This window comes from Chitinophaga sp. RAB17 (genome assembly GCF_052114225.1).
Taxonomy (GTDB): domain Bacteria; phylum Bacteroidota; class Bacteroidia; order Chitinophagales; family Chitinophagaceae; genus Chitinophaga.
This window is the reverse complement of sequence record NZ_JBFREI010000001.1, coordinates 1,058,957-1,071,044: the sequence shown is the minus strand read 5'-3', so window position 1 is coordinate 1,071,044 and position 12,088 is coordinate 1,058,957. Positions and strand designations below refer to the sequence as shown.

Annotated in this window: 8 protein-coding genes; all 8 read left to right on the top strand. The window is 46.3% G+C overall.

Annotated features, from left to right (window positions below; translation table 11 throughout):
• Nucleotides 1–18 precede the first annotated feature (18 nt).
• The 8 genes from AB4Z08_RS04065 to AB4Z08_RS04030 all read left to right on the top strand — a co-directional run bounded on the left by AB4Z08_RS04065 (nucleotide 19) and on the right by AB4Z08_RS04030 (nucleotide 12,062).
• Nucleotides 19–1,515, top strand: a complete 1,497-nt coding sequence (locus tag AB4Z08_RS04065; protein WP_441572493.1) for a SusD/RagB family nutrient-binding outer membrane lipoprotein — start codon at nucleotides 19–21, stop codon at nucleotides 1,513–1,515.
• Between the two features lie 28 nt (nucleotides 1,516–1,543).
• Nucleotides 1,544–3,880 (top strand): arylsulfatase, encoded by a 2,337-nt coding sequence (locus tag AB4Z08_RS04060; RefSeq protein WP_441572492.1) that lies wholly within the window; start codon nucleotides 1,544–1,546, stop codon nucleotides 3,878–3,880.
• The gene (locus tag AB4Z08_RS04055) at nucleotides 3,877–4,005 is read left to right on the top strand and encodes a hypothetical protein (RefSeq protein ID WP_441572491.1); all 129 of its coding nucleotides are present in this window, start codon (nucleotides 3,877–3,879) and stop codon (nucleotides 4,003–4,005) included. The genes AB4Z08_RS04060 and AB4Z08_RS04055 overlap by 4 nt, the downstream gene beginning before the upstream one ends.
• Nucleotides 4,006–4,025: 20 nt before the next feature.
• Complete coding sequence (locus AB4Z08_RS04050; RefSeq protein WP_441572490.1) at nucleotides 4,026–5,123, top strand: sterol desaturase family protein; 1,098 nt, start codon at nucleotides 4,026–4,028, stop codon at nucleotides 5,121–5,123.
• 160 nt (nucleotides 5,124–5,283) lie between these two features.
• A complete protein-coding gene (locus AB4Z08_RS04045; RefSeq protein ID WP_441572489.1) occupies nucleotides 5,284–5,856 on the top strand; it encodes an RNA polymerase sigma-70 factor in 573 nt (190 codons plus the stop codon).
• Between the two features lie 73 nt (nucleotides 5,857–5,929).
• Nucleotides 5,930–6,904, top strand: coding sequence for a FecR family protein (locus AB4Z08_RS04040; protein ID WP_441572488.1), 975 nt, complete (start codon nucleotides 5,930–5,932; stop codon nucleotides 6,902–6,904).
• Between the two features lie 198 nt (nucleotides 6,905–7,102).
• Nucleotides 7,103–10,411, top strand: a complete 3,309-nt coding sequence (locus AB4Z08_RS04035) for a SusC/RagA family TonB-linked outer membrane protein (protein WP_441572487.1) — start codon at nucleotides 7,103–7,105, stop codon at nucleotides 10,409–10,411.
• A 28-nt stretch (nucleotides 10,412–10,439) separates the two neighbouring features.
• Nucleotides 10,440–12,062: a RagB/SusD family nutrient uptake outer membrane protein gene (locus AB4Z08_RS04030; RefSeq protein ID WP_441572486.1), complete on the top strand. Its 1,623-nt coding sequence runs from the start codon at nucleotides 10,440–10,442 to the stop codon at nucleotides 12,060–12,062.
• The last annotated feature ends 26 nt before the right edge of the window (nucleotides 12,063–12,088 follow it).

Here is a 12,088-nt window from a genome sequence, read left to right as displayed (position 1 = left end):
AACTAAGTAATCCTGAACATGAAAATATATCATCAACACATCGGCCTTTTATTCATTGCAGTGAGCATGCTGTTAATACCGGCATCCTGCTCACTGGAAGGAACCAATGTTAACCCCAACGCCTCTACGCAGGTATCGGTGAGCGCCGTATTAACCGGGGCAGAAGTGGCGCTGGGATTTAACCTGGGCGTGAATGCCGGGCTTATTGCCAACATCTATATACAACAGGCTTCGGGCGCTAATGGAGATGCGGCCTCCTTTGATAACTATGCTTCCTCTATTCAATATTTTGATCAGACATGGAGAGGATTTTATGCGGATGTACTGGATGAACTGAAGATTGTGAAGACGACTGCCGCACAGCAGAAACTTCCTTATTACAGCGGCATTGCCCGTATACTCAGCACCTACGCTTATGGAACATTAACAGATCTGTTTGGAGATATTCCCTATAGCCAGTCACTCTATGGTAATAATGTTGCCAACCCTGTTTATGATAAGCAGGAAGATATCTACAAAGCATTGCAGGGACAGCTGGACTCTGCTATCCTGGAGCTTTCTGTTCCTGCAACAGCCAACCAGGGCGCGTTACCCGCCACCGATGATGTAATATATGGTGGCAATGTAGAACGCTGGAAATCGTTGGCGTATACGCTGAAAGCAAGATATGCGATACATCTTACCAAAATAAATTCCGTAGAGGCCGCGCAGCAGGTGTTGAAGGCATTATATGATGGTACACGATACAGAGGCATCGCAGATAATTCTGCTGATGCCCTTGTAGTATTTGGTGCTTCTACCACGAACGCGAATCCTTTTTATCAGCAAAATTCCAACAGGCCGGGATGGATAGGACTGGGAGCATCTTTCGTAAACCTGTTAAATGGTAATGAAGTAACAGATGCTGCTACCAAGCCGGAAGGACCACTGGTAGATCCAAGACGGGCTTATTTCGCTACGCCTTATCCCACCGGCAGCAGTACTTACAGAGGTAGTGCCCCCGGAGTACCAGGCGCCTTTTCGGTGATCGGCTCTTTCTATGGTACCGCTACTTCACCTGTCATCATCAGCAGTTTCTCGGAAGCAAAATTCCTGGAAGCAGAAGCCAGGTGGCGTCTCAATCCTGCGGATCCATTGGTGAAAACTTCCCTGGAAGCGGCGATACGTTCTTCGTTTCAGCGGGTGATCAGCAACCCCGCTGATCCATATGCCACAACAGATAAACAAACAGCCTATGTAACGGCAAAGACTACACTGAGTGGCGTTGCCAGCAGTGATTTGAATACGATTGTTACACAAAAATATATCGCGTTATTTCTGCAGCCGGAGGCATGGTCAGATTATCGTCGTACAGGATATCCGGCGTTGCCGCTGGCGAAGAATGGTACCAGCGTAGCTAATCCAAATGGACAGATACCGAGACGAATTCCTTACCCGCAGAATGAACAATCACTGAATAAAAATACGCCGGCAGGATCAGGATATCAAACACCTGCACTGTGGTGGGACAAATAATCTATCAGCCAACCTAACTCATTAACAAATGAAATTTTCATTCCCTTCCGGACCCTTTATTTCATTAGCCCTGCTGAGTATCACAGCAGGCGCAAATGCGCAGCATAGCCCGCAACAACGCTATGCCGACAAGATAGGGCCCACGCTTTCGCAAACAGTTATTAGTCCTGCTCCATTTAATCCGGTGGCCCCTGCAGGCGCGCCTAATATCATCTATATTATGCTGGATGATGTGGGCTGGGGCGCCAGCAGTGCATTTGGCGGATTGGTATCCACACCGGTTTTTGACAGTCTTGCCAATAATGGATTGCGATATACCAACTTTCATACTACCGCTATCTGTTCACCTACGCGAGCTTCGCTGTTAACAGGCCGTAATCATCATTCGGTGAATGTGCCTACGGTGATAGATGCGGCAGTGAATCTGCCAGGACATAATGGCTATATGCCATTTGAAAAAGGAACCGTGGCGGAAATATTAAGAGAAGATGGTTACAACACTTACGCCGTAGGGAAATGGCATGTTACACCCAGCCCGGACCTTACGCCGGCAGGGCCTTTTAACCGATGGCCTACCGGGCGTGGATTTGATGCTTTCTTTGGCTTTATGGGTGGGGAAACAGATCAGTATACGCCGGCACTCTGGGAAAATACCGTAAAAGTAGAACCCGATCTGCAGGGAAAGCATCTTACCACGGTGTTGGTGGATAAAGCTATTTCCTATATCGCAGGTCAGCATTCGGCTGCACCTGATAAGCCCTTCTTCCTGTATTTTACGCCTGGGGCCACCCATGGTCCACACCAGGTAGATAAGTCGTGGGTAAACCAATACAAAGGAAAATTTGATGCCGGCTGGGATGCTTACCGGGAGCAGGTATTAGCTCGTCAGAAAAAGCTGGGACTGGTACCTGCCAGCGCAACGTTGCCACCACGAAATCCGGGTGTGAAGCCATGGGATTCACTTTCTCCTACTGAAAAGAAAGTGTTTGCCCGCTTTTTTGAAGTGTATGCAGGATTTTTATCGCACACCGACTATGAAGTTGGGCGATTAATTAATTATTTACGTGAGACCAAACAGCTGGATAATACACTGATTGTGCTTATTATCGGCGACAATGGCGCCAGTAAGGAAGGTGGTCTCAGTGGTCATGTGCATGGCATTAATGAATATATTGACGGTAGTTTATTTACAGAAAGTTACGAGAGCAGAATAAAAGACATCGACAGTTTGTATGATAAAATCGGCAGTGCAGATTCCGGTCCTAATTATCCTGTAGGCTGGGCGCAGGCAGCCAACACACCATTCCGCTACCTGAAGCAGGATGCCAACAGCGAAGGTGGTACACGGAACCCACTCATTATTTTTTATCCGAAGCTGATTAAGAAAGGGGGCATCCGTACACAGTATTCACATGTGAACAGTGTTACGCCTACGGTACTGGAACTGGCAGGATTAAGTATTCCCAAAGTCATCAACGGTTATCCTCAGGATACACTGGAAGGTATAAGTCTCGCTTATACCGTTAACAACGCCGCCGCTCCAGGCAGACATCATGTACAATATTATGAAATATCCGGTGGTCGTTCTGTTTATAAAGATGGCTGGAAAGCTGCCGTGAGTCATAGTCGCGGTACTCCTTTCTCTGGTGATAAATGGGAGTTGTACAATCTTAATGAAGACTTTAATGAGCAACATGACCTGGCTCCCAGCAATCCGGCAAAATTAAAGGAGTTGCAGGATCTTTTTGATGCAGAGGCATGGAAATATAAAGTGTATCCATTGTTGGGAGATACTTCCCGTCTTACGCCGGCCATTCTTACCAGGGGGCCACTGGATGGACGTGCACGCGCCATTTTATATCCCGGACTCACACAGGTGCCTTCACGTTCTGCACCATTTCTTTCTGAACAGTCATTTGAAATTAAAGCAGATGTGGAACTAAATGATGCAAAAAATGAAGGCGTGTTATTAAGCATTGGCGGCCGTTTTTCCGGGTTCACTTTTTTTGTGCAAAATGGAAAACTGAAAGCGGTGCATAACATCAACGGTAAGCTGACAGATCTTACTTCCGGCAAAGATCTTCCCAGCGGTAAAGTGATCCTGCGGTATGTGCTGACTTACTCGCCAGCGCAGCGTTTAACAGATCCGGCTGGTACAGAAGCACTGTATATCAATGAAGAGAAAGTAGCGGAACGGGCTATCACAAAGGCGGATGCTACCATCACTCCCTATGATGAAGGACTGGATGTAGGCAGGGATCAGGGTTCTTCGGTGTCACCATTGTATAAGTCGCCCTACAATTTCACCGGTAAGCTTAATCATATAGAAATTATACATCCTTCATCTTTAAAACCTTCATTATGACAATCACAGATGTAGCTATACTGACAAAAAAAATTGCTATCGGGATATTTATCTTCCTGATACCGCTGGTCATCATTTCAGGTACCATCTGGTTACTGCATTTTTTACTTAATCAACCTCATTAATCACGAAAAAAATACATTTTATGACAACAACAGCAAAAACACCAACACAGGTGATCCTGAAGGATTCCCTGATTAGTCTGCTGCTCTATGTATTGCCCATATCGCTGATGTTTGGGTGGTTTTATATCAGTGGCAGCAAGCCATGGGAAACAGGTGCAACGGAACATCTTTCTTTCCGGGCTCCTGCATTCCTGGAGGCGGTATTTAATAACCTGAAAACCTGGGGGCTGCCGGCCATTATGCTGGTAGTGGGTATCGTAGAATTTTCTGTAGGGTTGTATGAAAACAGGTGGACGAAGAATGAACGTATTCTGGACATCGTTTGTTTTATTTTGCCGAGGATTGTGTTGCGTCCTATGATTGCTTATTTTGGATTGCAACTGTTGCCTCTGGTACTGCCCAACGCCAAAGATGCCTTTGTGTGGGTGCCGTTCTGGTGGGCTTTTGCTATCATGGCGGTAGCCGATGATCTCACCCAGTACTGGTATCATCGCCTGCATCATCAGTTGCCACTTTTGTGGAGATTTCATCGTACGCATCATTCCGCGCCATATATGGGCATGGCCATGACGAGCAGACAGAATATTATTTATACCATGTTTTTTTCGCAGATCTACCTGACTGTTACGTTGACGTATTTCGGATTAGGTTATGCAGCCCTTTTTGTAGGCGGTATTAAATCACTGATTACAACAGCGGCGCATTCCAGCATTAAATGGGACAAACCATTTTATACGATTCGCTGGTTGAATCCTGTTGCGTGGGTGATGGAGCGCCTTATATCAACGCCGGCCACGCATCATGCACACCATGCGGATACGACCGATGATGGCATCGGAAATTACAAAGGCAATTTTGGAAATATGTTTTTTATCTGGGACCTGATTTTTGGAACCGGCATTATTACGCGTCAATATCCTGCTGCCTATGGATTGAAGCATTATAAGGAAGAGGAATGGTATGCGCAATTGTTGTGGCCTATTTTTAAATCTAAGAAGGAAGGGAGTGAGCTGGCAAAGAACGGACCAGAAGTAGGAGATGAGATTCCGGTGGCGATGGAAGCGCCGGTGGCGTTGCCGCAGGTAGCGGTAGTGGCACAACATGCGGCGGCGGTGTAGTGTATTTGAATATATTAGCTGTCGGGTGACCGGCAAAAGGGGAAAGTTCCGTAGGGAGACTTTCCCCTTTTGCCATTTATCTTTTTTAGCAGAGCGATAGTAATTTAAACTATATATTTACCCCCGTATTCCACCATCATCTTAAAAATTAATATCAGCCATGCCGGCCAACGAGGGGCTAACAGATGAAGAGTTGCTGTTGTTGCTGCAAAAAAATGACGAACAGGCATTGACGTTGTTATACAAGCGGCATTGGCAACCACTGTTTTTATCTGCCTACCAGGTCCTGAAAGACAGGGAAGCCTGTAAAGACCTGGTACAGGAGCTGTTTACAGAGGTCTGGCAAAAAGCTGACCGCATCCAGCTCACTGGCTCTCTTAAAGTATATTTATCTGCCAGCATCCGTTACAAAGTATTCCGCTATATCCGCCAAAACCCCGTGCGGGAAGAATTGTTTGATCATATGCTGGAGAGAATGGAAACCGCTTCACCGGAAAGTGAACTGGCGGTGAAGGAATTACAGGTTTTGCTGAATACCCTTATTGACACCCTCCCGGAAAAATGCCGGGTCATTTTCCGTATGAGCCGGGAACAACATCTTTCTTATAAAGAGATAGCCACGCAACTGAATGTATCCGTTAAAACGGTGGAAAACCAGATCCATATTGCTCTCCGTAAGTTGCGTACTGCGCTGAACTACGCTATTGTAGTGCTTTTTCTCCTGCATAAATAAGCCCGTCCAAAAATATTTTTATCCGCTTTGGGGGTATGCCTTCTTTTTTGTCACTAGATATAAAATACCCATAATGGACAGGCAGGAATTTTTTTCACTGATAGATAAATGGATGGATGGATCGGCCAGCGACACCGAAATACGGTCGTTGATGAATTACTACCATAGTTTCCAATCAGCTGCCGACTGGGATGAATCGCAGTTGGGAGCCAAAGCCTTGCTGGAAGCTGAAATGGAGCAGCAATTGTTACTGGCTATCAGAAGTGCCACGCCGGTGGCTACTCCGGTAAAACGTATCCCGTGGCTGAAAATCGCTGCAGCGGTGCTATTGCTGCTGGCACTCGGTGGCGGCTGGTGGTATCGTGCAGGAATCCGGCCACCTGTTCATACCATGTCCTCCAAACTATTTGTGACCAAAGCCGGGGAGCATCAGAAAATGCAATTGCCCGATGGTACTACGGTGTGGCTGAGCCCTGCCTCCTCCCTGCAATATGCAGATACCTTTTTTAAAGGCAGCAGGGAAGTGGTGCTCACCGGAGAGGCTTTCTTTGAAGTGGCTAATTCTCCCCAACAACCCTTTATTATCCATAGCGATAAGGTGGCTACGCGTGTGTTAGGTACCTCTTTTAATATACAGGCTTTTGAAGCACAACCAGATGTAGCGGTAACGGTATTAACGGGTAAAGTAGCTGTAGCCGCAGGCGCCGCGACAGCAGTGCAGGTAGCGCCACAACAAAGAGCCGTATTCAGCAAGGCTACCGGGTTAATTACGAAAGAAGAAAATGTATCTACCGCGGAACTGTTGAACAGACGGGAAGGTATTTTGAAATATGACAGGGCCAGTTTAGCGGAGGTAACTACCCAGTTGGGTTATTATTATAACGTCACAATTGAGATAGCAGGTAATACGTCCAACTGTTTTTATTTCGGAGAATTCAATACACACGGCACTTTGGAGAAGGCATTGCAGCAGTTGTGTCTGACGTTGAATGCCACATTGGAAAAGAATGGTACAAAATACATTATCCGGAAATCCGGTGAATGCTGACCACTTATGAAATAAACTGACTTCCCATGTTAAAAGAAGCGCATCCCACTTAAGAAAAACCTCCCCGGAGGGAGGCTGAAAAGTTAAGTCCTAACGCTAGTATGCCACACTGGCCTGGTAACCGATGGCAGCTAGTATTTACTCAACCTTAATCTACGTAAAAGTATGAAAAAATGTGTACCTGTAATAGGCATGCTAATGAAAATGTCATTGTGTATTGTAGTCGTTGTATGTAGCACCGCACTATCACTGCTGGCCAATCATACCGAAGCCCAGCTCCTTGAAAAAAGGATTACCCTGAAAGTGGAAGGAGGGGTGTTGCATGATGCCCTGGATGAAATAGGCGCGTCTGCCAACCTCTCTTTCAGCTACGCGGTCAACAAAGAAATCTTTAACAGCGTGGTCACGATCAGGGCGCATCACCAGAAAGTGGGCAACATCCTGAAAGAATTGCTCGCTCCTTTTGCCCTGGAATATTTTATTGCAGATGATAAAGTCATCATCCGGCGAAGCAACGATCTGATGACCAGTATGCTCCTGGATTCAGCGTCCATGCTGCTGTTTAAAGACGTGAAAGGTAAGGTGGTCAATGAAAAGAATGAGCCGCTGCCAGGGGTTTCTATCCACGTAAAAAATGCATCCGTAGCTGCTGTTACCAATGATCAGGGAGAATACTACCTGAAAGGGATTCCCGAAAATGCGATCCTGGTAGTTTCTTTCATGGGGTATAATACCCAGGAAATAGCCACAGGAAAGGATACGGAACTACGGATTGTACTCACAGAAGACACCAGAAAATTGGGTGAAATCATTGTGGTAGGGTATGGCTCTCAGAAAAAGACGAGTCTTACCAGTGCCGTATCCAGCGTGAAAGGTGCTACTGTAGCAGAAAGACCAGTACCCAACGTAGTCAACGCCCTGCAGGGACAAGTGCCCGGTTTGTTTATACAGCAAACAGATGGCATGCCCGGTACCAACAACAATAAACTAAGTATCCGTGGTATCAGCACCTTATCCAATAACCCGGTGCTGGTATTGATTGATGGCGTAGCCGGACAACTGGAAACGATCAATCCGCAGGACATTGATAACATCAGCGTCCTGAAAGATGCTTCTGCCACCGCTATATATGGGGCACGCGCCTCCGGCGGGGTGATACTCGTGACTACCCGTAAAGGCCGGCTGAATGCCAAACCTTCTTTATCCTACGATGCGTATGCAGGCATACAGCAACCTACCTATCTGCCTAAATTGGTAGACGCGGTATCGTTTATGCGCAAATGGAATGAATCACAACTGAATGATAACCCGGATGCTACTGTGCGTTTTTCCGAAGCCAATATTCAAAAGTATGCCAGCGGCGAACTGCCCAGTACGGACTGGATCAAAGCCATCTTCAAACAGAATGCATTGCAGATGCAACATAATGTAGGTGTCTCCGGAGGAACAAAAAATACAGATTACTTTGTATCATTAGGCTACCTGAAACAGGAAGGACTGGTACAGGGCGTCATGAATGAACGCTTTACTTCCCGCATCAACATTAATACACAGATCCTCGATAACCTGAAGTTCGGTATCAACACAGTATATATGAATGCGCCTAAAAGTTTTGCAGGTGCAGGCATTTATACTACCGCTATGCATTGGGCCTATATCCTGAACCCAACAGAATGGGCATATACACCACAGGGACGTGATAGGAGCTATCGTGGCGGATCTCAGCCGGTAGCGATTATCAATCATGGTGGGTTTGAAAACTATAAAGACAACTACTTTAACACCAACATGACCCTGGACTACGGCATCACCAAAAACTTATCGGTGAAAGGACAGTACTCCTGCAACAGCCGCGATATCAAACACAAAATATTCAGAGCTACGTATAAGTTGTACGATGATAATGAAAACCTGGTAACTACGCAGCAGTCGCCCAACTCCCTGAATGACGACTATAACACCGCCATCAACCAGACATTTATCGGTACATTGAATTATGGTTTGCAGGTAAAGCAGCACGACTTTAAAGCCTTGTTAGGTTACAGCCAGGAAAGCATGAAATATGATTCTTATTCACTGGGTCGCCAGGATTTTCTGAACAACGATATTCATGTAATCAATGGCGGCAGCATAAAAAAAGACCAGTGGTCTACCGGCGGCGGTGCTTACGAATGGGCCATTCAGTCGATGTTCGGACGGTTGTCATATAGCTTTAAAGACCGCTACCTGCTGGAAGTAAACGGTCGCTATGATGGATCTTCCCGTTTTAAAAATAACCGTTGGGGTTTCTTTCCTTCTCTTTCTGCCGGATGGAGAATTTCTGAAGAAGATTTCCTGAAATCTTCCGGTACGATCAGTAATCTGAAGTTACGAGGATCTTATGGAAAAGTAGGTAACCAGAATGCAACGGGAACGGATACACGAGGTATTTATTCCTGGGCGAGCATTATCGGTACCGGTGCTACTTATTTTAATGATAAGGCGCAAACCACTACCTACTATAACAATACCGCCAATCCGGATCTTACCTGGGAGGAAAAAGTAACGGGGAATATTGGTGTGGATGCAGGATTTTTTAATGAGAAGCTAACATTTACCGCGGATGTGTTTAAAGAGAAAACAACCGGTATTTTATTAACACCCAGCGTGCCTTCTACCTTTGGCCGGGAGGCACCGGTGATGAACCTGGGTCGTATGAGTAACTGGGGCTGGGAAGTGTCTGCCGGTTATCAGAACCGTGATAATGAGTTGAAGTATGGTGTAATGGTTAACTTCTACGATACCCGCAACAAAATACTGGACCTGGGTGGCACGCCGGATGTGTTACAGGAAAATCCGGTGATGGTAGGACAGGCTCGCTGGACCTGGTATGGCTACAAAGCGCTGGGCCTGTACCAGTCGGATGATGAGGTGAAGAACTCGCCGGTATACAAACCACAGAACAAAGCAGGAGATATTAAATACCAGGATACCAATGGTGACGGAAAAATTACACCGGAAGATCGCGTGATACTGGGTGATGCAGATCCACATATGATGTTTGGTGTAAATGCTAATTTCTCCTGGAAGCAGTTTGACCTGACCATGTTGTTTCAGGGAGTGTTGAAAAACAAAACCTATCTCACGGGATATGCTGTAAGTCCTTTTAACTACGGTGGTTCCTTCACTACTGACCTGATGGATTCCTGGAGACCGGATAACAAAAACGCCCGCTACCCGCTGATGCGACAGGATTTGAGTGTGAACTACGACTTCTCTGACTGGTGGTTATATGATTCCAAATATGTGCGTTTGAAAAATCTGCAGTTAGGATATAACGTGGCGAAAAATGTGCTGCAACGTACAAAGATCAGTCAGCTCCGTTTTTATTTCATGATGGAAAATGTGCTGACGCTTAAATCAAAAAGTTTCCCGAAAAACTTTGATCCGGAAATCGACAACTGGCAGTCAGGCGTGAACTTCCCACAAATGAAGACGTATACCCTGGGACTGAATCTGAAATTCTGAGTACGCCATCACCTGTAAAAACAAACACATGAAACGACTATCAATTATCACCATACTGTGTACTTTAACAGCTTTATCTGCCTGTAAAAAGTTTCTCGACAAATCACCGTTAGATCAGTACTCTGACGATACTTACTGGACAACAGAACAGGATGCTGTAAAGTTTGCATCACGGATATACGAATTCCTGCCGTCGGCCGACTTTTTTGTGTGCTATGAAGGGATGAGTGACAACGCTTTTTCTAAAACTGCTTCCTGGGGTAATACCCTGCGCAATGCCCAGCTGATAGGCAACAGCACTTTTGTGGCTACTACCGATTACCTGGGTGATGAATGGCAATATGGACAGGTGCGGCATTGCCTCGAGTTCCTGGATCATGTGGATGCGGTGCCGGACATGAATGAAACGTTAAAGAAACGACTGAAGGCCGAAGTAAAAGTATCACTGGCTTACCGCTACTTTATGATGACCATGCTGTTCAGAGATGTGCCGTTGGTGACCAAGGTATTTGCTACGCCTGCCGCATCAGATGTGCCACAGGATAAGAAAGTGTTGGTGCTGACACAAGTCATTAAATGGCTGGATGAAGCCGCCGCTGATTTACCAGCGTCTTACACCGGTGAAGATAAAGGCCGGTTTACACAAGGGGCTGCCTGGGGATTGAAAGCGCGCGTGCTCTTGTACAACGGCGATTACGCTGCTGCTGCGGCGGCTGCCAAACAAGTGATAGATAGCAAAGTATATTCGCTGTATCCTGATTATTATAACAGTTTTCAGCAGGAAGGTGATTACTCGGCGGAAAGCATCATCAGTTATATCCATGTAAAGGAACTACGCGCCAACGGCCTGCGTGATATTCTCGGCATCAACTCCGTTTCAGGAGGCACCCTGTACCTGGATCCATTGCCTTCCCTGGTGGACGATTATGAAAGTGCGGCCGGTTATTATCCGTTTACAAAAGATCCGGCCTATGATGTACATGCGCCCTGGAAGAACCGTGATCCGCGCTTAAACGCCACGATATATTATCCCGGCAGTACCCTGGCAAATGACAAAGTATACGATCCTATCAATAATCCCATTGATAAAATAGGCGGTGATAAGGCCACCTATACCGGTTATGCCTTTAAGAAAATGTTTGATAAAACGGATCTGGAAGCCAGAGATAATGGCGGAAATGACTGGAAGATCCTGCGTTATGCAGAAGTATTACTGACATATGCAGAAGCCGCTAATGAAGCAGGGGGGCCATCTGCCGATATCAGCAGTGCGCTGAATGAAATCAGGAGTCGTGCCAAGATGCCGGATGTGGCTACTACGTTCGCATTGAATGGCTGGACCATGTCTAAAGAAACGCTGCGTACCTTCATTCGTCATGAACGGCGTATAGAGCTCGCAGGAGAGGGGCATCGCTATTTTGATATCCTCCGGTGGAGAATTGGGCAACAGGCGTTAAATGGGCCTGTTTATACCCTGGATGCCAGCGCCGGGTTGACCGATATTCCTGCTACCGGTGGCAAAACCAATAAGTATCCAAAGACCAAGCTGGAAGACAGGCATTTTTCAACAGACAAATTTTATGTATGGCCGGTGCCGCAAAGTATCCTGGATCAGGCACGCAAGCTGCAACAGCAGCCGGAATGGAAGTAATTTCTTATTGTTTATATTTTCAACTC

What these genes read in the sequence shown, in the direction of transcription:
- AB4Z08_RS04035 (WP_441572487.1), top strand. Translation starts at nt 7,103, where the DNA reads ATGAAAATGTCATTGTGTATTGTAGTCGTTGTATGTAGCACCGCACTA.
- AB4Z08_RS04055 (WP_441572491.1), top strand. Translation starts at nt 3,877, where the DNA reads ATGACAATCACAGATGTAGCTATACTGACAAAAAAAATTGCTATCGGG.
- AB4Z08_RS04030 (WP_441572486.1), top strand. Translation starts at nt 10,440, where the DNA reads ATGAAACGACTATCAATTATCACCATACTGTGTACTTTAACAGCTTTA.
- AB4Z08_RS04050 (WP_441572490.1), top strand. Translation starts at nt 4,026, where the DNA reads ATGACAACAACAGCAAAAACACCAACACAGGTGATCCTGAAGGATTCC.
- AB4Z08_RS04045 (WP_441572489.1), top strand. Translation starts at nt 5,284, where the DNA reads ATGCCGGCCAACGAGGGGCTAACAGATGAAGAGTTGCTGTTGTTGCTG.
- AB4Z08_RS04065 (WP_441572493.1), top strand. Translation starts at nt 19, where the DNA reads ATGAAAATATATCATCAACACATCGGCCTTTTATTCATTGCAGTGAGC.
- AB4Z08_RS04060 (WP_441572492.1), top strand. Translation starts at nt 1,544, where the DNA reads ATGAAATTTTCATTCCCTTCCGGACCCTTTATTTCATTAGCCCTGCTG.
- AB4Z08_RS04040 (WP_441572488.1), top strand. Translation starts at nt 5,930, where the DNA reads ATGGACAGGCAGGAATTTTTTTCACTGATAGATAAATGGATGGATGGA.